Below are 20,583 nucleotides of genomic sequence, written 5' to 3'. Positions count from 1 at the left end.
TCCCGAACCTGCAACCCAACACCCAACACCCAGCCCAGACGAGCTTTCAGCTTAACAAGTGTGCCATTCAGATATATCTAAAGTAATAAGCATAGTCAGTCTTTAGTAGTATTTTCCTCTGTAGGAGAAACTTCTCCACTAAATCTCCACTATTTGTTAATAACTATTGAAGTATTAGAAATAATAAATAATTGAAAAAATAGGGGGCATGGATCATGACACAGTTAACTAAGTTAGTGTCAGCAGGTGTATCTTTACTAACTTTAAATTTAACAGTACTAGCAGTTGGAGCATTAGATAGCTATGCTCAATCATCCCCTACAACTACCTTTAGTGATGTTCAACCTAATTATTGGGCACAGCCATTTATTCGAGGTTTAGCTGCAAGAAATATTGTAACTGGATATCCTGATGGTACATTTCGACCAGAACAACCAGTAGACCGAGATGAGTTTGCAGCAATTATTCGTAAAGCTTTTGACCAACCACCAACTCGCCAGATACAAAGTGGTGCTGTATATAAAGATGTTCCTACAAACTATTGGGCTACTCGTCCCATTGAAGAAGCATATCAACAAGGATTTATGTCGGGTTATCCTGGTGGATACTTTCGTCCCAATCAATCGGTTTCTAAGGTTGAGGCTATAGTTGCTTTAAATAAAGGTCTGAATCTAACTACTGGTAGATCAGCAGTTAGTGTACCCACAGTCACGCAGAGAGTAGTTCCTCAAAAAACCACACAAAAACCTGTAAAAAGACGTATTTTTATGCCGTTTGCATTTAGTATTTTAATGCAGCCTTTATTAATATCAAAAACCCCAGCCGTAGCAGCTAATCCTGTAAATCCTAACCGTCCTGCGTCATTTATTATTACTAACACTTACGCAGATGCTAATAATATTCCGCAATATGCAGTTGGAGATGTAGCAGCCGCAACTAAAGCAAATATAGTAGTCAACTATCCAAATCCTAAAGTTCTTAATCCAAGTAAACCTGCAACTAGAGGAGAGATTACAGCTTTAGTTTATCAAACTTTAGTTTTCCAAGGAAAGATAGAACCAGTTGCTATTAATTTACCTGCTAATCAGTATATTGTTCGTACTCCGCTCAACAAACAAAATGCTCAATAAGTGCGAATTTCTCCGAAATTTTTGCTGATTTCAGGTCTAAAAACTTAGTTATAAACCTCTATAATCTTATGCAGAGGTTTACTTTTGGTTTGATTAACCCGATTTTTTTAAACAATTAATTTAACAGTAATAATTTTTTAGAGATTAATATCTTTCTTGAGAAAGAAGGAGTAAAAAATTATAACTTTACAATTGTAAATATAGATGTAGGAGGAAAAATAATATGGCTTTATATAAACTCGAAGACTTTGCTGGTAACTATAGTGATGAAGATTTTGATAGCTATGAAGTGAAGGACTTTGATGTCTATTCAGATATAAATGACGATAAAGTTGGGACTGTCAAACACATCTTGGTGGATGATTCGGGTCATTTTCGCTATTTAGTTGTTGACACAGGTTTTTGGTTCTTTGGTAGACAAGTATTGTTACCAATTGGGCGTTCCCGAATAAGCTATAGCAATAGACGCGTGTATGCTATTGGGCTGACGAAGGAGCAAGTAGAAAATTTACCAGATTTTAATGATTTGGAACATGTTGATTACGATTATGAGGAACGGGTGCGTGGAGTTTATCGTACTCCAGTAAGACAAGCACCTTTAAGTACCTCAACACCTGTAGAGACATCGATACCTGTAGATGCTCCACCAGCCTCTAGCGATCGCAATACATATACGTATGAAGATGAACCAAATCTTTACGATATGAATCAGCAGGATCATCAAAATCTAAAACTATACGAAGAACGTTTAGTTGCCAATAAATCTCGTGCTAAGACAGGAGAAGTATCTGTTGGCAAATACGTTGAAACTCAGACGGCAAGAGTTTCTGTACCAGTTGAAAAAGAACGTGTAATCATTGAACGTACTACTCCAAACGAAGCTGGTAGAACTGTATCGCCTACTGAAGCTAACTTCCGTGAAGGAGAAGTTACTCGGATGGATCTTTATGAAGAAACCCCTGATATTCAGAAGGAAGCTGTTTTGCGCGAGGAAGTGAAAATTAAGAAAGTAGTTGAACAGGATACAGTTGAAGCCGAAGGTACTGTTCGTCGTGAGGAATTAGACATTAATACGAATGATGAGCGATTGCATGAGAGAAAAAGCTAAATGGCTTTGAGATAACTGTTAATGAAATATCCCCGCACTTACTTAGCTTTTCAAAGTGCGGGGCAATTTTTAACATCGCAATGTGCGGTATACAATAGACATCTGGTGAAAATGATTGTAGAGACGTTGCAATGCAACGTCTCTACAAGGGTTTCAGGTAACGCATAATTAATTCCTGTTGTTGAGAATACTCTGCTACTTGTTGCTCGGCTAGGATGCTGCTTTTGATTCAAGAACAGCAAAATACTTTCACCACATCCTCCAGGGCAACGAAAACCAGCCCATGATAGTGATTGTGATGAAAGCAATGTTCAATAACAAAATTGTAAATCAAAAGTTAAGTCAGGAAAGTCCTTAACTTTTCTACATCGACAGTGACGGCTAGAACCTATATAAATATTACAGTCAACTTTGTGATCCATCGCAAAATTTCAGATTTGTAAGGCAGGAATATCCGTGCAAAAACTGACTTCATCCTATGAATATCAAGTTGGCGGTCGCCTCAGAGTTGATGCACCCAGCTATGTGGTAAGACAGGCAGACGAAGAACTCTACAATGCATTAAAGGCAGGTGAGTTTTGTTACGTTCTCAACTGTCGTCAAATGGGCAAATCTAGCTTGCGAGTACAGGTGGCTAAACGACTGCAAGAGGATGGAATTGCTTGCACAACGGTTGACCTGTCAGGAATTGGCAATAGCAACATTACCGCCGACCAGTGGTATGCAGACATCATCATGCGGCTGGTGCGGAGTTTTCGGCTTTCTACTGAAATTAATGTCCGTAATTGGTTAGGAGAAAGACAAGACCTATCGCCAGTTGGTCGCTTGGCTGAATTATTACAATCTGTTTTACCTGACTTGATTCAGCAGCAGATTGTGATTTTTTTTGATGAAATTGATAGTACTATCAGCTTACCATTTAATACAGATGATTTTTTTGCTTTGATTCGTTGTTGCCACGAACATAAGCGTTTTACTTTTGCGCTGTTGGGAGTAGCTACACCTTCAGATTTAATTATAGATAAAACTCGTACACCGTTTAATATTGGACGAGCAATTGAGTTAAATGGGTTCAATATTTCAGAAGTTCAAGCATTAGAAATAGGGTTAGCGCATAAAGTAGAAAATCCCCAAGCAGCACTGAAGGAAATACTGGCTTGGACTGGAGGTCAACCATTTTTAACTCAAAAACTTTGTCAATTAGTTACACAGCATTGGCATGGGGGAATAGGAGAACAGGGAAACCTTTCTGCCATAGAATCCCCTTTCCTCAAGAAACTGATGCAGGAGATATTGACCCCAAGCGAAGCGATCGCCGATCAAGTATCTGCTATAGTGCGATCGCATATCATAGATAACTGGGCTTCCCTGGATGAACCACCGCATTTAAGAACCATCCGCGACAGATTACTGTGCAACGAACAACGGGCAAGCAGACTATTAGGGCTTTATCTGCAAATCTTACAAAACGGTGGTGTGCCAGCCGATGATTCACCAGAAAAAATCGAATTGCTTTTATCGGGGTTAGTTGTTAAAAAACAAGGTAGCTTACAAGTTTACAATCGCATATATCAAGAAGTTTTTAATTTAGAGTGGGTAGAAAAGCAATTAAAAAAGTTACGTCCCTACGCAGATTTAATTAACGCTTGGGTAGCCTCAAATTACCAGGATGAAACCAACCTGCTACGAGGACAAGCCCTCAAAGATGCTCAAGCTTGGGCGAAAGGCAAAAGTTTGAGTAACATGGATTATCGTTTTTTAGCCGCTAGCGAGGAACTAGAAAAACGCGAAGTACAAAGTGCGTTAATTGCATCTCAACAAGCAAACCAAATTCTCCTCAACGCCGAACAGCAAGCGAAACAAACGATTCGCCGGGGAATGATGGGGTTATCAGTGCTGTCTGTTGTCGCTGTAACTCTCTTGGGAATTTCAGGTTTACTTACATGGCAAACCGCACAACAAAAGCGACAAGTAAGCTTGGGTGAGATTAAAGCCTTAACTCTCTCATCAGAAACAGCTTTTGAGTCCCATAATACCTTTGATGCTTTGCTTGAAAGCCTCAAGGCTGGTATCAAGTTAAACCAGATGGGCTGGAACAATGCAGATACAGATTTAAAAGTGCAAGTAGAAAAGACCTTACGCCAGTCTCTCTACTGGGTACGCGAACGCAACCGTTTAGTAGGTCATGGGGATGTAGTCACAAGAGTTAAATTTAGCCCCGATGGGCAAAAACTCGCCAGCGCCAGTTGGGATAAAACCGTGAAAATTTGGCAACGTGATGGTAAATTATTGCACACTCTGCGCGGTCATACAGATGCAGTATGGAGTGTGAATTTTAGTCCTGACGGTAAGATGGTGGTTAGTGCCAGTCGAGATAAAACCGTGAAAGTATGGCGTGTTGAGGATGGTAAAGAAATTGTCACCTTAAATAATCAAGATTGGGTAGCCTGTGTCGGATTTAGCCCCGATAGCAAGACAGTGGCATCAATGGAATGGAATGGCACCATGAGACTCTGGAACCTACAAGGACAGGAGTTAAAATCTTTCCGTACCCATAAAGCCCCAGTCGTCGCCATTCATTTCAGCCCCAAAGGACAAATGATTGCTACCGCCAGTCGCGATGGTACAGCAAAGGTTTGGAGTTGGGATGGCAAAGAATTGTTGAGCCTGGGAGGGCATGACAATTGGGTGATGTATGTTAATTTCAGCCGGGATGGCAAAAACCTGGTGACGACAAGTCTAGACAAGACTGCAAAAATTTGGGATTTAAACGGGAAAGAACTGGCGACACTGCGTGGTCATACTGATACTGTTGCGAGTGCAGTATTCAGCCGCGATGGTCAAACTATAGCCACAGCCAGCTGGGATAAAACCATCCGACTTTGGAACCGCAAAGGCGAGGAATTGCAAGTGTTGCGAGGACATACTGATGCTGTTTGGGGTGTAAATTTAAGCAAAGATGGAAAACTTCTAGCCAGCAGTGGCGAAGATGGAACTGTGAGATTATGGAATATGGATAACGGGGAAGCCGGAAAATTCCAATCCCTAAGTTTCAATCTTGGTGAAGCTGCGGCAGGAACTATTAGTTTTAGCCCTGATGGTAAAATTTTGGGTACAACTGGTCGTTACACAATGGCGAAACTCTGGAATCGCCAAGGACAAGAACTAGTAACACTTAACGGTCATAGCGATACCCTCAGAAGTCTGCAATTCAGCCCTGATGGACAAATTATCGCTACCGCCAGTCGAGATAAAACCGTCAAACTGTGGAATTTATCTGGAAAAGAAATAGCGACTTTGCACGGACATCAAGCAGATGTCAGAAGCGCAACTTTCAGCCCCGACGGTAAAACCATTGCTAGTGCTAGCTGGGATACAACAGTTAAACTGTGGAATTTGAATGGTAAAGAAATCATGACTTTGCACGGACATCAAGCTGGTGTGAGAAGCGCAACTTTCAGCCCCGATGGTAAAACCATTGCTACCGCAAGTGAAGATGGAAGTGCTAAACTCTGGAATCTTCAGGGTCAAGAACTAGTTACCCTCACAGGACATCAAGCAGGGATACAGGCTGTAAGTTTCAGTCCTGATAGTCAGATTATCGCTACCGCCAGTAAAGATAAAACTGTGAAACTCTGGAACCGACAGGGGAAAGAACTATTGACTTTGCGGGGACATAGAGGCGAGGTGAATGCTGTCAGTTTTAGCCCAAATCGAGAGACGATTGCTACAGCTAGTGAAGATATGACAGTTAAGCTGTGGAACCGTAAGGGAGAAGTGCTGCAAACCCTTGCAGGACTGGATACTGGGGTTAAAAGCGTGAGTTTCAGCCCAGATGACCAGGTTTTGGCTTCTTCAGATTCTCTGGGTAAAGTCACTCTTTGGAATTTAGATTTTGATTCCAGTCCAGAGAAATTGTTGGTGCAGGCTTGTAATTGCGTGAGGGATTATTTGCTCAATAATGCAGATATTAAGGAAGATGAAAGGGGTTTGTGCGTAGGCGTAGCCCGTCGTAGACATCGCATTACCAAAAACTCTCCTTAATTTAGCAGATGGAGCGATCGCTCCTCCAGTTTACAAGGTCTGCGATCGCCTCATAACAACTTACTAAACAGGAGATATACTATTTCTAGCAATAGGATGAAGTCGTTTTGTTAAAGCTTCTAATTCACCACCAGCAAGCAGCAATTCAATAACTTCACGACCTTGAGAAATAAATCTTTCAACTTGATCATCAAAGGTTATAGTACCTCGTAAGACCTCAGCTAGAGGTTTTCTTAAATGTAGATGATGCCAACGATTTGGGCTCCGTACTTCAAATCTGTGATCGTGAAAATCCCATGTACCAGAATTCTCTTTCAATCTTGAGCGCAGTTTAGTATATTCATCAGAATTAAAAAAATCTGCTTCAAATTGCTGCCATCGTTGTATATTAAAACCTAAAATCAAACCAAAATCTAAGCCTAAATGTAAACTTAAAGGTTGTACATTAAAAACATCAGGATCTAAAATAGTACCAACTATTATACCCGGAAACCAACCACCTAAAATATCTAAACCTAATCGTCTATCTTCAATTTTTACTGGCACGCAAGGAATAGGTGCATCTTTGTTAAATCCAATTTTTTCGGATACCCAACGCCAATCAGCTTCAGCAGCACGTAATGTCATGTTTTTTAGGTTAGGTAGTAGTGATTGAGCAGGTAAATAAGAAACTATACTTTCATAAGATACTGGTGCTGCTGGTCCTAAATTTTCCTCTGCAAGCATATCTATAAAATCATGAACTAGACTATCCTCTGATTTTGTTTCTAACCAATGTTTCAAAAACTTATATACATCACTCCAAGTCAGAGCTAAATCAGGCTGTTGTTCATGTTGTCGAGTTAATCCAGTAATTAGAATTAATTTATATTTTTGTGACCATTTTAAGTTAGTTTCTGCATATTCACGATATTTATCTAATTGACCTGGACTTAAATATGACCATATCTTGTGTTCAAATATCAAGGCAAATTGACCAAAATCTGCCACCATATCTATTTGTCCACCAGGAAATGTATGTTGTGTTTTCCACTCAGGTAATATGTGAGTTAAAGGAAGAGGTTCTGGTAATTTTTGATTGAGATAATCTATAAACTCACGAGCAAGCAACTCTTTATTTCTTAAAAGCCAAGCAAAACCTTCAGTAATAAAATTCTCAATAGGATCAAGTTCTTGGCTTTTGGGATATTTACGCAATGCGCTAAACAAGCTATCTGACACGCCTGTATTCTCCATAGATTTAAAGGTGTCTAGCATAACATACAGGCTAAGTAATGTCGTCAGGCGATCGCACTCCACTCACGAAGTAAATCCGGTATTGATCGTTAATCCGAATGCTATGCTGACCCTTGCGTAGGCGTAGCCCGTCGTAGACATCGCCTTTTAAATGTTCAATCCTGGTTGAGAAGTTGTGAGCAGTTTTGGAGCTGTATCATAGAAATAGCTAGGCAGAGCAAATATGAGTATTATACTAACTTCAGAACAGGAACAAATCATTCAAAATTTACTAGCCACAGGCAAATTTAGCAATGTAGGCGAAGTGATTCAAGCTGCATTATCCCTTTTAGAACAAGAAAACCTATCGTATCAAGTATGGCTTGATGAAACTCGTACTCTTGTTGATGAAGGAATAGCATCATTAGAACGTGGTGAAGGAATTGACGGTGAGACTTTTGTTAATCAACTGCTGACAAATTTACAACAGGTGAAAGAGTCTGAAAAATGAGTCAGTATATTATTTCATTACCCGCTTCTCGTGATTTGCGAGAAATTTCTGAATACTTCGCAGCCGAAAATGTTGAATCTGGGGAACGATTGCTACGAGAGTTTAATCAAAAATGCAAACAACTTGTTAGCTTTCGTCTCATGGGAAGACAATATGAAGAATTACGTCTTGGCCTACGAGGTATTCCACTAGATGGTTATATAATATTTTATCAAATTAAAAATAATGGTATTGAAATTGTCAGGGTTGTTAGCGGCAGACGCAATTTAAAATCACTATTTGAGAATGAATAAGGATCAATATCAATTTTTATACGCGATCAATAAAAATCAAATTCTACATATTATCAATGTCAATACCTATCGCTTTTGCTTAAAATTTCCACCTTCCGTTCCGACAGATTCTAGCCGCCTTCTTGCTAGAATCACCCAACGGTAATCAAATGTGGTGTAGCTAGAGGCATTATTTACACAAGTTGTAGATTGAGCGATCGCACTTTTTCTATCCTTTTTGATTTCCAGTACCTTGGCAAATATACAATTCGCTTCCCATCGCTGTTGATTACTGGGTTGTTTTTGGTTCAGCGCGATCGCACTTACCAAATTTTTTCGCGCTTGTGAATAACGATTCTGCTCTATTTCCACCCAACCGAGATTTGTTAATAAGGAGTATCTGATCGGAAAATTATCAGCTTTAACTAAATCTAAACCGCGCAAAAAGAAGCTTTCCGCCGTCAAGTAATCTTGATCGCCAAGATACAAGCGACCCAGATTATTGTAAGTCTCAGCGTTATTACCGGGTAAAGCCTGCATATAATGAGTCCGGGCGTTGGGCAAATTCTCCAAATTCTCGTAGGTTTTACCCAAAAGAAGATGAGCATCAAAATTACCAGAATCAAATGCGATCGCTTGCTTTAAATCCTTTTTCGCCTCGGTAAATTCAGCTTTGGCAAAACTCTGTAACCCAAGATGATAGTAGTATTTACCTAACTGGGGTAATGAATTTTGCAAATAAATCGCTCCTAGTAATAACAGTGCCGAAATACCGAAAGATACTTCACTACAGTAACGCTCAGGTAACTTCAGTTGATGCAACAGTTTTTGTAACTTCTCTCGCCCGGATTGGGTTAAACTGCCAAAAACTAGTAGTGCGATCGCCCCATTCCCCACTAATCCAAAAGTTGTCAGCAAATCCAAACCACTGACAATAAATTGTGAACTGAAAGTGGCTAAAAAACTGACTACAGCCGTTAAATTAATAGTTGTCAGTCCATCCCAAATCGCATCAAAACGAGTCCAAGGATCTGATTCATCCGATTCCAAAAACCACCACCAAGCTTCTGCGGGAGGATGGATGCTACTGCGCCAGTCTTTCAGTTGCCCGGCTTTGACAATCTTGTTGGCTTGGGCTTTCAATCGTCTATCCAACTCCATGAGTTTGGTAACTTCATCTGGAGGTATTTGAGCTACCTTCAACATGATTTCTGCATGAACTGCATCCCGCGTCAACAAAACAGCTAAGATTTGCTGTGGAGATAAGTCTGATTTTGTCTCCTCAATTGCTAGTAATGCTTGCAGGTAATCATTGAGGATATGGCTATTTTGTGAGGTTGTATTAACAACGTTAGTCATTCTTATGGCAAGAATAAATTACTTAACTTTGTAAGTCTGCAAATTTTATATTGATACAAACACTGATCTACGCACTTCTGCAATTCGTAGTTTATGCAAATAAAAACTGTGCAGTATTGTCGGTTGCTAAATTCAAAGCGAGATTATCTGAGGTGAAACCAGTTACACCGCGTAACTCGGCTAATAACTCACCTGAACCAAATCCAGTATTTCCAGTCACGCCGTCACCTAAGTGGAAATAGGTATTGCGGCCATGCACCACTACATCGATCGCATCAATACCTTCAAACTGCAATAAATCGCCGCCAGCACCACCCCGGAACTGATGGATAACATCACTGCCATCACCTTGGCGATATATTACTGTATCAATGTGGCGATCGGTGTAAATTATTAAATGTAACAGTGCTGTTATTAATGAGAAATAAGGAAGTGCGCCCCTGTCCATTGAAGCCACTAGAGCTAGTCCCATTGCCCTGAAAGTTAATGCTATTGCCTTGTCTGATGACAATTGGACTATTTAAGAGAACACTGCCATTAATAGCGATCGTATCAGTTCCAGGTAGGGCTTCTGCGGCTGTTACCGCTTCTCGTAAACTTAACAGCCCATCGGTGGAACTAACAACATTATTTAATGTAATAACGGTGAAAGTAGCCATTTGCGTATCCTTGTAATTATCAAATTTAGGCAGAATAGGGAATACCACCGCCTTTGTAGAAGCGGCGTTACATTTAGTTTTAATTTGTGGATTTTAAGAAAAATTAAGAGTAAATCACACCCCGATATTTTAAACTTCTCCGTGGTTGGGAAATTGTAGATATAACTTTATTTTTAATATAAAGTGCGCCACGATAAATTAGAGTTTGATCTGTTTTGATATTTTGGTTAACAACTGAACAGTTAATATTGTAAGCAGCACCACGATACTTTAAAGATACTTTTGCTTCCGTTTCTTTAGATAAAGAATAATTACATTCATAGGGTAATAATTGATCATTTATTTCCATTTTCTTAAACCTCATTGTAAGTGAATGAAATGCTGTTTTGCTGCAACATTTGATTTTGTGTTTCAGCAATGAGTTATTTATAGGATTTCTAGAAATTAATGTCGATGTATAAAAGTTAAGGATTTAGCACAGAGTCGATTTACTTAACTTTTCGCCCTCTTTCTCAGCTACAGGTGCAGTTGATTGCTGTTTCACCCAATTAAGTTAAGTCAGTTAAGCCAGATAAGTCCTTAGTTTTTCTGTATCGACAATTATTTGCTCTCATTCCATTATGGTAATTGTGAAGCAGAATAAATCAAGCTTCAACAAGCCGAAATAACTCAAATTAGGATGTTAATCATGAATACTCAATCTGTAAATAATTCCAATAAAAACACCAAAATCAATAGCCAAAATACTGTTAAGTACCCAGAACTTAACGACTCAGAATTAGAGGTTGTTTGCGGAGGTGGAAATTTGATTGGACGTAATAGGGGTATTTCAATTCATGTCAAGTAACTCAGTCATTGCAGTAGAGACTGAAGCAGTTTGACTGCAAAAGTACATGATGATGTGAACTCTGATAAGTCAATAGGAACGGGAGTAAAGAATATGGGTAACACTCAATACGCTGACACGGTGCAATTATATCAATTGACTTTGATTGATACAACCAATGCCTCTGTTTATCAGGAATTTACCTATTCCCACTTCCGTTCCCTGTTGCAGAACTTGACACCCGATGTCCCTGTTGTGGGCATTGGGGTTGAGTTAGCAGGAAATCCCATTGGGTTAGCTTTAGCTCGTTATAGTCCACAAGTTTATGGGCAAATACTTTCTTTATTTGTTGTCCCTACCCATCGTAGCCAGGGTGTGGGTACAGCATTAATGGCGCGAATGGAAACAGAACTTCAGCACCGAGGCTGTACTGAAATGGAGATTAACTATCTCACAAGTTCTAATTCTCCGGCTTTGGAAGGTATTCTCAGCCATCAAAAATGGTCTACACCCAAAGCTACAGCCTTGGTCTGCTACGCTTCCACAGATCGAGTTGAACAAACCAAGCAATCGCACTTGACGCAATATTTAGATCGTTTACTTGCCAATCTCCCAGCAGATTACAGCCTTTTTCCTTGGAATACTTTGACAAATAAAGAACGAGAAGAAATTGCACAGCAAGTAGAAACTGATGCTTTGGTGCGTCGATTTAATCCATTTTCAGAAGAGAAGAAGCTAGAACCCCTAAATAGTTTGGGCTTACGCTATAAGAATCAAGTAGTTGGCTGGATAATTACCCATCGCACTGCACCTGATACTATCCGCTATACTCAAATGTTTGTAAATCCCAAATCTCAGCCTTTGAGCCGCAGTACCTTATTATTAGCTAGAGCAATTCAACTACAAGTAGAGAATCTTCCCCATACCAAAGGCACTTTTCGGGTGGATATAGACAATACCCCAATGGTGAAGTTTGTTCATCGTCGCCTCAAACCATATTTGGACGAGATTCGCTATGCCTGGAGTGCAACTAAGGTTTTGTCATGAAGTACCATTGGGTAAGACAACATAGTGGGGAAGACTGTGCAGCCGCGAGTTTAGCTATTGTCGCCAAACATTATGGACGCTGTTTAAGAATTAACTATATTCGAGAATTGGTAGGCACTCGGCAAGGGGGAACTACCATGTTGGGGTTGAAATATGGCGCACAAGCTTTGGGATTTGAGACGAAAGCGATTAAGGCATCCCCTGACATTTTAGACGAACTGCACGAGCTAACTTTACCTGCCATTCTTTACTGGAAAGGTTATCACTTTGTGGTGTTCTACGGGCAAAAAGGGAGGAAGTTTGTAATTTCCGATCCCGCAATGGGTATTCGCTATCTCACCCGCCAAGAACTCCTTAAGGACTGGCAAGGCTATATGATGTTATTGCTAGAACCAGAACCACAGCGTTTTGCAGCTCAAGCTGAAGACCCAACTCCGATTAATCCATTTGCCAGTTTGCTGCATCGTCTCTGGCAACAACGGGGAATTTTACAGATTTTGCTACCTTTAAATTTAGGGGTGGGATTGTTAGCTTTAGCTACTCCATTGTTGCTGCAATTCCTCACCGACCAAGTTTTGGTAGAAAATAATAGTCAACTGCTGACTCTGGTGGCTGTGGGAGTGATGGGGTTAACCCTAGTGAATAGTGGTTTGACTTGGACGCAATCGAATTTGGTGGCTGCATTTGCAGAAAAGTTGCAGAAAGAATTAAAACTGGATTTTGGTAAACAAGTGCTGCATTTGCCTTTGTCCTATCATGAAGCTCGTCGCAGTGGTACGGCAATTCGCCGTTTGGCTGATATTCAACAGATTAATTTGCTGATTTCTCAATTGGTGATTGAGTTACCCATTAAAACCTTTATTGGCTTGGTTGCTGTTAGTTTTATTTTTGTTTATAGCTGGCAGTTGGGATTAGTGACTGTAGGATTAGGCATTGCCATGATCTTCGCAACCTTGGCTTTTCAACCGAAAATTAAACAAGTAACTAACCGTTCCTTTGCCGTTGCGGGTGAAAATGCTGGGGTATTATCTGAAGCATTTAATGGAGCATTAACCCTGAAAACAATGGCAGCTGCACCGCAACTATGGTCGGAAATTCAAGAGCGTTCAGAACGGGAATCAAAATACAACTTACGTGCAGCAAAAATCCATGTTAGCAATCAGACAGTTTCCGAAGCGATCGCAGGTGTCGGTACAGTTATCTTACTTTGGTTTGGTAGTTTGCTGGTTTTTCAGGATCACCTCACCATTGGCAGGTTAATTGCCATTTACGGCTTGAAAGAAGGCTTTTTGCAGTTTGCGATCGCATTTGTTAAATTCATCAGCGAGTGGACGGAGATTAAAGCCATCACCAGCTTACTGGCTGAACTGTTTGAATATATCCCCGAACATCAAGGTGATGCGGCTAAACCCTGGGTTCACTTGTCAGATACAGCCGACATTCAACTCAAAAACCTGACTTTTTACTATCCTGGTCGGTTAAAACTGCTAGAAAATTTATCCGTGACTATTCCTGGTGGTCAGGCGATCGCTCTTATGGGTAAATCTGGTTGTGGTAAGAGTACCATTGCTAAGTTACTCACTCGCCTTTATTCTCTAAATTCTGGGGAAATTTTCATAGGCGATCGCGCTTTGTCTGATTTACCTCTCGATTGTTTACGTCAGCAAGTGGTTCTCGTCCCTCAAGATAGCTTCTTTTTACACCGTTCCATTATTGATAACTTCCGGCTGAGTGTCCCCAATGCCACTATTGAAGAAATTATAGAAGCTTGCCGAGTTGCAGGAGCCGATGAATTTATTTGCCAGTTTCCCCAACAATATGAAACCATCTTGGGAGTCGTGGGTGCAAACATCTCTGGTGGGCAAAAACAGCGAATTGCGATCGCACGCGCTATTTTAAAGAATCCACCAATTCTGATTTTAGATGAATCTACGGCTAATCTCGATCCCATTACCGAAACTGAAGTACTTGATCGCGTATTAAATCATCGTCGGGGCAAAACTACTATTCTCATTAGCCATCGTCCCCAAGTTATTCTGCGTGCAGATTGGTTGGTGATGCTCAATCAAGGAAAATTGGAATTTAATGGTAAACCTGAATATTTCCAATCTGCTAATTTGCCTAATACAGCGTTTTGCATGTGTTTATAATTTCACCTGATAATGAAGTAACAAGACACCATTTTTATATATCTTGCTATCAGTCAGTTCTAGATTAGTTTGCTGAATTACTTCAGAAAAAAGCGGAATACCTGAACCCATGAGAAATGGATTTACCTTGAGAATGAGCTGATCAAGGCTAAATATTATACAACTGAAAGATGGATTAGCTTACCCACCAATGGGAGCAACTACCGCGTCTTCAAAGGCAGTATTAATTCCGATTTCTTTCCAAGACTGAAATTCCTCACGTTCCTCTGTCCGTTTTTGTTCCCACAAACCGTAAGCATCCGAGCCGAGTATCAACCTCAGTGGTGGATTCTCCGATTCAATAGCTTGAATCATTGCCAGTGCTGCCTTTTTCGGATCACCCGGCTGTTTGCCGTTACCGCCATAGAGATATTCTCTAATCGGCTCAATCACTGCTTTGTAATCATCAATTTCCGTTTCTGGCTGCATATTGGCATCGCCGGCGAAGTTGGTACGAAACGCTCCCGGCTCGACAATTGTCACATTAATACCCAGTGGTTTAACTTCATCACGCAAGCCTTCAGCAAAACCTTCGACTGCAAATTTGGTCGCGCAGTAGAGTGCAAATCCGCCTATCGAAGCCAAACCACCGATAGAAGTAATATTGACAATATGACCGGATCTTTTGCGGCGCATCACTGGTAAAACTGCGCGTGTCATTTCAATAACGCCGAAGCAGTTAACTTCAAACTGTTTTCTGATCTGCTCGGATGAAAAACTTTCTAAAGCACCGAGAGAACCTTGCCCTGCATTGTTGACGAGAACATCAATGCGGCCAAAGCGTTCTAAGGTGGCTTTCACAGCTGCGTCTCGCTCCTGGGCGTTTGTTACATCCAGCCGAACGGCAATTGCATTTTCCTGGTTAGCTTGTGCCAATTGCTCAACTTGTTCGGGTTTTCGTGCCGTCAACACAACTTTGTCGCCGCGCTCTAAAACTGCCTCTGCTAGGGCGCGACCGAATCCGGTTGATGTGCCGGTGATCAAATAAACTTTGCTCATAGAGCTTTAAAGAATAAGTGGCTTTTGACTGAGTATAAACACTGGTATTGTCAAATTAAGACGGCTCAAAGTCAAGCAGCTAATATCTATCTTTTGGTAGAACTTTTCGATTTTATAGCAACGGACATATTGGTTAGGACATTATATTTTAATTTCTAGGGAACGGGCAACAGGGAACATAGATGGCTACTGCTATATAAGTTCAATTTATGATGGCGTAGACGCAACGCAGCTTGTCATGAGATATCGCCAGCAATCTAGTAGAAAAAGTTAACCCACTGCACCCAAAGATTGCAACGTCAAAATCGTCGCATCAGTTAACCCTTTCACACGAGCAATATTCATCCCCTCATAGAGTCTCTTCGCCCGCAAAATCCTGATACATTCGCCTGTATTCACATCCCAAATTCTCACAGTTTGGTCTTGAGAACCACTAGCGACAAATTCCACATTTGGACTCAAAGCTACGGAAGATACTAAATGTGTATGCCCAACGCAGATATGATGACATTCGTCTGTATTCACATCCCAAATTCTCACAGTTTGGTCATGGGATGCACTAGCAAGGGTTTTACCATCAGGACTAAATGCAACAGCAAATACCCAATTGGTATGTCCAGTCAATGTTTTGAGACATTTACCTATTTTCCAGTCCCATATTTTTACTGTTTGGTCGGTGCTGCAAGTAGCGATAATTTCCCCGTTGGGACTAAAAATAACTGAGTAAACACGACTATCGTGTCCTTGTAATGTGTTGATGCAATCACCTTTACAATAATCCCACAGTTTTACAGATTGGTCAGCACTGGCACTAGCTAACATTTGTCTGTCTGGACTCCAAGCAATTCCTAGAATTTTATCGCTATGTTCGCTTAAGGTTTTGAGACATTGACCTGTGCTAATATCCCATAGCTTGACTGTACAATCTGCGCTACCAGTGGCAAGAATTTTACCTTGGGGATGAAAAGCAACGGCATATAGCCAATCTGTATGTCCGAGTAAAATTTGGAAACATTTTCCTGTACTGATGTTCCACAATCTTACTGAAGAATCTGTACTCGCACTTGCCAAAATTTGCCCGTCTGGACTAAAGGCGAGTCCATAAATAAAGTCTGTATGCCCTTGTAAGCTGCTAATGCAATTGCCAGTCTGCCAATCCCATAGCTTAACGGTTTTGTCATTACTACCACTGGCTAAAATTAACCCGTCAGGACTAAAAGCTACAGGAAATGCCCAATCTGTATTTCCGTACCAAGTCTTTAAACATTGTCCAGTACGAGAATCCCAAAGTCTCACGCTTTGGTCTAAACTCACGCCTACTAACGTGTGTCCATCTGAGTTAAAGGCGACGGAACAAACTTCATTGGTATGACCATGTAGAGTTTTGATACAAGTATGGGTTTGACAATCCCAGAGTTTGATAGTGCGATCGCCACTCCCACTGACTAAAATTTTACTATCAGGACTATAGGCAATAGAATAGACGCTGTTAGTATGTCCGGTGTAAGTTTGCAGGCATTCACCTGTATGATAATTCCAGATTTTAATTGTGCGATCGCCACTTGCACTAGCTAAAGTTTGCCCATCTGAACTAAACGCCACTGAACGCACCCACCCAGTATGTGCTTGCAAAGTTCTCAAACATTTACCCTGATGCACATTCCACAGTTTAACTGTGTGGTCAGCACCACTACTAGCTAAGGTTTGTCCATCTGGACTGAAAGCAACACAACGTACCCAGTCTGTATGTCCTATAAGGGTTTGCAAGCACGTACCACTGCGGATATCCCAAAGTTTTACCGTCTTGTCACCGCTTGCACTGGCTAAAGTTTCACCCTCTGGATGAAACGCTACAGAAAATACCTCATGCTCATGCCCAGTCAACGTTTTTATACAAACACCATCTCGGACATTCCAGAGTTTAATATTCTGGTCAGCACCGCAACTCGCCAAAATTTCACCATCCGGGCTAAACACGACAAAGCGCACCCAGTTAGTGTGTCCTTGACAAATCAGCAATAATTTACCTGTTTTCACCTCCCATACACGAATATGACAATCGGTGTCGCAGGTTCCTAAAAGTTCACCATCTGGACTAAAAGCAGCAGACAAAATATTACCCAGAGTCTCAGTAAAAACACAGCGAGATAAATCTGAGCCGGCAAAATTCACATCATGCAGGTTTACGCCCTGAAGATAAGCTTGCCAAACAGTTAAACCCGAAAAGTCAAAGCCAGTCAGGTCAATTTCTGCTTGATGTAGCAGATTCAAAGCATTGCCACCAGCATAGCCCGTTACTTGAGGAGACTTATTACGTAGGGTAGAAAGAATATGAACCAGACAATCAGCTATATTTTCCAAACAGCCCAGTTCTGTAATTAATTTATCGATAATGGGCTGAAGAATCAGACTAATTTGTGTCTCCCGTACATAATCTTTAGCTTGTGCCTTAATGAGTGTATGACTTGTAAATAAGGGAGTAGGGGAAGAAGATTGCTTTTCTATTCCCCATTGCCTAATTTCCTCACAAACTTGCTCAATTAACTGATTACTGACATACTCCATCACCACAGGTTGCTGAGTAAAGCCACCAGCATTTTTTTCAATTACAGAACGCCTTTGCAGTGACGAGAGTGATTCTAGCAATTCGCGGGGTGGAACATGAGCCACAAAATCTGCTTGTAAATCTCCTAAAGAAATGGGTTCGCGGTTGATTGCTAACCAGTACATAATCTCTCGTTCCAAAGCTGTGAGACGATGGAACTGTTGGTCAAGCAGGTCACGAATATCGTCAAAGATAAATGTACCTTGCTGAGAAATTTCCAGAAATTGGGCAACATTGCCATCAAAAAAATCATGGATAGAAGAGGCTACAATCTTCAGAGCTAAAGGATTACCGCCATAGCGGGAAACTAAAACTTGCCATTGGTCTGGGGAAGCTGTAAATTTACCTTTAACATTAAATAATTCCCGTCCTTCCTTTTCTTGTAAACCTATAAGTTGTAGAGAACGCACTGGCAAACTCTCCCCTTCATACTTAGCGAGTCCTTGGGGTTTTTCCCGCGAAGTAAGTATTAAACAACTTTGATGAGAAGTTTCGGCTACACATTGCAGGAGTTGACCGTAACCTTCACATCCAGTACGATAACGACCAGTGCGATCGCCTGCTTGTAAAATTGACTCAGCATTATCCAAAATAATTAGACAGCGCGACGAACGTAAATACTTGAGTAAAAGCAAGATTCTCCCGTTTAACTGATTTGGTAAACTTGTTTCTTGCTGTTCAGATACAAACTGAATCAATTGAGCCAAAATATCTTCCACCGGCGGCGCGTTGCGGAGACTGCGCCAAATTATGTATTGAACAGGGGATGAGGAAGATAAAATTCCTCCTTGTCCCCCTTCTCCCCTTGTCCCATTGTCCCTTCTACTCCCAATAATTTCCTGCGCCAGCTTGACAGAAAGCGTTGTTTTTCCAATCCCACCCATCCCCAGCAACGTCAATAGGCGACAGTTGTCCTGCGTCACCCATCGCTTAACAGTCTCCAGTTCTTCACAACGACCGTAAAAAATTGATACATCAGGTGCTTCCCCCCAATCTGCTACAAAAGAGGGAAATAGCAAAAATTCTCCTTGTCCCCTTGTCCCCTCGTCCTCCTTGTCTCCCTCTGCCTTCTCAGCGATCTGCCTCCTGCCTCCTGCCTTCTCTTGTGCCACCTCTTCCCAATTCAACCCAAGCACCTGACAATAGGCTTTAAATGCCTCAGCATTAATTGCTTGCTTTCCGGCTAAGAAACGTTTCCATGTTCCTTCTGATACACCAACAGCGAGAACACCATGTTCTTGCCAAGAGACACCTAAAACTTCACTGGCTAATTCTATCCATCTAAAATCATCAACAGACCAAGCCTTTTCACTTCTAGCTTGTTTAATGCTTGCGAGTCCCTGTGGAGAAGCTTTGAGAGTAGCCACAATTTTTAAGCGAATCCTACTATACCTCAATCATTTATATATATAGTTGCAGAATGACAAGGTTTTTTGCAATAGCATAAAATTTTGCGATCGCCAAGATCATTTATTCTTGTTGCCGTAACACCAAAACTGATCTTGAAAATTTGAGATTATATAACGAATATTAAATAAATGTATAAAAATTATACAATGTCATTTCTTAATTACGAACTAATCCTATGTCTTTCCATTCTGGAGAAATTACCGTCCAAACTCAGGCGGGAGTGCGAGAAGAGGCGCAACGTCTGTGTAATGTTATTAGTAGTACAATCAAACCATCTGCCCAAGAATTCCTGCATACGCAACAATTAGCAATTGCTAGTACAGTTGATAGCAAAGCTAGAGTCTGGGCTTCTTTATTAACAGGAAAACCTGGTTTTGTAGAGGTCTTAAACACGCAAATCATACAGATTAATGCTACTCCCATACAAACTGACCCATTACACCAAAATCTGCAAAATAACAATAATATTGGGCTATTAGTAATTGATTTGGCAAATCGTAAACGTTTGCGTTTGAATGGGAAAGCAGAGGTAAATCAGGAGAACATAAAAGTACAAATTCAGCAGGTATTTTTTAACTGTCCTAAATATATTCAGATACGTCACATAGAAAAAACTGTAATTGATTCACTAGAACAACCTGAAACTTTTATCAGAGATGCTTTGAGCGAGACAAATCAACTTTGGATAACTCAAGCTGATACCTTTTTTATCGCTAGTTATCATCCTGAAAGTGGGGCTGATGCTTCCCACAGAGGAGGACTTCCGGGATTTGTGCAACTTGTGAATAGTAATAAGCTTGTGTTTCCTGATTACTCTGGTAATAATATGTTCCAGACCTTCGGTAACTTGATTGTAAATCCCAAGGCAGGTTTATTCTTTATCGATTTTGAACAAGGTCACACATTACAATTAACTGGTAAAGCAAAGGTAATTTGGGATATAGAAAGATTAAGTGAGTTTGCTGGGGCGCAACGTTTAGTAGAGTTTAATATTGAGCAGGTATTGGAAATTAGAAATGCGTGTTCTAGGCGTTGGCGCTTTGGCGAATATTCTCCTGTGAATCCATAATGTGCATAAATAAATTAGCAAGTAAATTAAATTAAGAAAACTCGCCTTCAATATCTCTTGATTGATGTAATACTCGAAAAATTTCTAAGTAGATAGGCATCAAAAAAGTCCGGTATGTTAAGATATATAAATACTGAAAA

The 20,583-nt window shown here is 40.7% G+C and carries 16 protein-coding genes; 9 read left to right on the top strand and 7 right to left on the bottom strand.

From position 1 onward, the window contains the following. Nucleotides 1-215 precede the first annotated feature (215 nt). The 3 genes from VB740_RS29975 (at nucleotide 216) to VB740_RS29965 (ending at nucleotide 6,282) form a co-directional block, all read left to right on the top strand. Entirely contained in the window at nucleotides 216-1,130 is a 915-nt protein-coding gene (locus tag VB740_RS29975; RefSeq protein WP_323203484.1) for an S-layer homology domain-containing protein, read from the top strand. 223 nt (nucleotides 1,131-1,353) lie between these two features. Next, nucleotides 1,354-2,238 carry a DUF2382 domain-containing protein gene (locus tag VB740_RS29970; protein WP_323203483.1) on the top strand — a complete coding sequence of 295 codons (885 nt, stop codon included), beginning with the start codon at nucleotides 1,354-1,356 and terminating at the stop codon, nucleotides 2,236-2,238. 456 nt (nucleotides 2,239-2,694) lie between these two features. After that, nucleotides 2,695-6,282 (top strand): AAA-like domain-containing protein, encoded by a 3,588-nt coding sequence (locus VB740_RS29965; protein ID WP_323203482.1) that lies wholly within the window; start codon nucleotides 2,695-2,697, stop codon nucleotides 6,280-6,282. A gap of 63 nt (nucleotides 6,283-6,345) precedes the next feature. Here the strand turns inward: VB740_RS29965 and VB740_RS29960 are convergent, their stop codons facing one another. Further along, nucleotides 6,346-7,503: a PD-(D/E)XK nuclease family protein gene (locus VB740_RS29960; RefSeq protein ID WP_323203481.1), complete on the bottom strand. Its 1,158-nt coding sequence runs from the start codon at nucleotides 7,501-7,503 to the stop codon at nucleotides 6,346-6,348. A 238-nt stretch (nucleotides 7,504-7,741) separates the two neighbouring features. On the opposite strand from VB740_RS29960, the gene VB740_RS29955 reads away from it, so the two are divergent. Then, nucleotides 7,742-8,008, top strand: a complete 267-nt coding sequence (locus tag VB740_RS29955; RefSeq protein ID WP_323203480.1) for a ribbon-helix-helix domain-containing protein — start codon at nucleotides 7,742-7,744, stop codon at nucleotides 8,006-8,008. Next, nucleotides 8,005-8,301, top strand: a complete 297-nt coding sequence (locus VB740_RS29950) for a type II toxin-antitoxin system RelE/ParE family toxin (RefSeq protein ID WP_323203479.1) — start codon at nucleotides 8,005-8,007, stop codon at nucleotides 8,299-8,301. The genes VB740_RS29955 and VB740_RS29950 overlap by 4 nt, the downstream gene beginning before the upstream one ends. Before the next feature lie 66 nt (nucleotides 8,302-8,367). Here the strand turns inward: VB740_RS29950 and VB740_RS29945 are convergent, their stop codons facing one another. The 4 genes from VB740_RS29945 to VB740_RS29930 all read right to left on the bottom strand — a co-directional run bounded on the left by VB740_RS29945 (nucleotide 8,368) and on the right by VB740_RS29930 (nucleotide 10,647). Beyond that, entirely contained in the window at nucleotides 8,368-9,639 is a 1,272-nt protein-coding gene (locus tag VB740_RS29945) for a hypothetical protein (RefSeq protein WP_323203478.1), read from the bottom strand. 91 nt (nucleotides 9,640-9,730) lie between these two features. Continuing rightward, on the bottom strand, nucleotides 9,731-10,096 hold the full coding sequence (locus VB740_RS29940; RefSeq protein ID WP_323203477.1) for a hypothetical protein: 366 nt from the start codon (nucleotides 10,094-10,096) through the stop codon (nucleotides 9,731-9,733). Next, on the bottom strand, nucleotides 10,008-10,298 hold the full coding sequence (locus VB740_RS29935; RefSeq protein ID WP_323203476.1) for a hypothetical protein: 291 nt from the start codon (nucleotides 10,296-10,298) through the stop codon (nucleotides 10,008-10,010). The genes VB740_RS29940 and VB740_RS29935 overlap by 89 nt, the downstream gene beginning before the upstream one ends. Before the next feature lie 103 nt (nucleotides 10,299-10,401). Continuing rightward, nucleotides 10,402-10,647, bottom strand: coding sequence for a DUF4278 domain-containing protein (locus VB740_RS29930; RefSeq protein WP_323203475.1), 246 nt, complete (start codon nucleotides 10,645-10,647; stop codon nucleotides 10,402-10,404). Nucleotides 10,648-10,986: 339 nt separating this feature from the next. Here VB740_RS29930 and VB740_RS29925 point away from each other — a divergent pair, with 339 nt between their 5' ends. From VB740_RS29925 to VB740_RS29915, 3 genes are all read left to right on the top strand, one after another. Next, nucleotides 10,987-11,145 carry a hypothetical protein gene (locus VB740_RS29925; protein ID WP_323203474.1) on the top strand — a complete coding sequence of 53 codons (159 nt, stop codon included), beginning with the start codon at nucleotides 10,987-10,989 and terminating at the stop codon, nucleotides 11,143-11,145. 93 nt (nucleotides 11,146-11,238) lie between these two features. Further along, nucleotides 11,239-12,171: a GNAT family N-acetyltransferase gene (locus tag VB740_RS29920; protein WP_323203473.1), complete on the top strand. Its 933-nt coding sequence runs from the start codon at nucleotides 11,239-11,241 to the stop codon at nucleotides 12,169-12,171. After that, a complete protein-coding gene (locus VB740_RS29915; RefSeq protein ID WP_323203472.1) occupies nucleotides 12,168-14,321 on the top strand; it encodes a peptidase domain-containing ABC transporter in 2,154 nt (717 codons plus the stop codon). The genes VB740_RS29920 and VB740_RS29915 overlap by 4 nt, the downstream gene beginning before the upstream one ends. A 180-nt stretch (nucleotides 14,322-14,501) precedes the next feature. Here the strand turns inward: VB740_RS29915 and VB740_RS29910 are convergent, their stop codons facing one another. Next, a complete protein-coding gene (locus tag VB740_RS29910) occupies nucleotides 14,502-15,359 on the bottom strand; it encodes an oxidoreductase (RefSeq protein ID WP_323203471.1) in 858 nt (285 codons plus the stop codon). Between the two features lie 270 nt (nucleotides 15,360-15,629). Next, a complete protein-coding gene (locus tag VB740_RS29905; protein ID WP_323203470.1) occupies nucleotides 15,630-19,331 on the bottom strand; it encodes an NB-ARC domain-containing protein in 3,702 nt (1,233 codons plus the stop codon). Nucleotides 19,332-19,549: 218 nt separating this feature from the next. On the opposite strand from VB740_RS29905, the gene VB740_RS29900 reads away from it, so the two are divergent. After that, complete coding sequence (locus VB740_RS29900) at nucleotides 19,550-20,443, top strand: pyridoxamine 5'-phosphate oxidase family protein (protein WP_323203469.1); 894 nt, start codon at nucleotides 19,550-19,552, stop codon at nucleotides 20,441-20,443. Nucleotides 20,444-20,583: the final 140 nt, after the last annotated feature.

Origin of the sequence: Nostoc sp. UHCC 0251, from assembly GCF_034932245.1 — a bacterium.
Lineage (GTDB): Bacteria > Cyanobacteriota > Cyanobacteriia > Cyanobacteriales > Nostocaceae > Nostoc.
This window is presented reverse-complemented; position numbering and strand designations above follow the sequence as displayed.

What these genes read in the sequence shown, in the direction of transcription:
- VB740_RS29900 (WP_323203469.1), top strand. Translation starts at nt 19,550, where the DNA reads ATGTCTTTCCATTCTGGAGAAATTACCGTCCAAACTCAGGCGGGAGTG.
- VB740_RS29970 (WP_323203483.1), top strand. Translation starts at nt 1,354, where the DNA reads ATGGCTTTATATAAACTCGAAGACTTTGCTGGTAACTATAGTGATGAA.
- VB740_RS29910 (WP_323203471.1), bottom strand. Translation starts at nt 15,359, where the DNA reads ATGAGCAAAGTTTATTTGATCACCGGCACATCAACCGGATTCGGTCGC.
- VB740_RS29955 (WP_323203480.1), top strand. Translation starts at nt 7,742, where the DNA reads ATGAGTATTATACTAACTTCAGAACAGGAACAAATCATTCAAAATTTA.
- VB740_RS29930 (WP_323203475.1), bottom strand. Translation starts at nt 10,647, where the DNA reads ATGGAAATAAATGATCAATTATTACCCTATGAATGTAATTATTCTTTA.
- VB740_RS29975 (WP_323203484.1), top strand. Translation starts at nt 216, where the DNA reads ATGACACAGTTAACTAAGTTAGTGTCAGCAGGTGTATCTTTACTAACT.
- VB740_RS29925 (WP_323203474.1), top strand. Translation starts at nt 10,987, where the DNA reads ATGAATACTCAATCTGTAAATAATTCCAATAAAAACACCAAAATCAAT.
- VB740_RS29920 (WP_323203473.1), top strand. Translation starts at nt 11,239, where the DNA reads ATGGGTAACACTCAATACGCTGACACGGTGCAATTATATCAATTGACT.
- VB740_RS29915 (WP_323203472.1), top strand. Translation starts at nt 12,168, where the DNA reads ATGAAGTACCATTGGGTAAGACAACATAGTGGGGAAGACTGTGCAGCC.
- VB740_RS29945 (WP_323203478.1), bottom strand. Translation starts at nt 9,639, where the DNA reads ATGACTAACGTTGTTAATACAACCTCACAAAATAGCCATATCCTCAAT.
- VB740_RS29950 (WP_323203479.1), top strand. Translation starts at nt 8,005, where the DNA reads ATGAGTCAGTATATTATTTCATTACCCGCTTCTCGTGATTTGCGAGAA.
- VB740_RS29935 (WP_323203476.1), bottom strand. Translation starts at nt 10,298, where the DNA reads ATGGCTACTTTCACCGTTATTACATTAAATAATGTTGTTAGTTCCACC.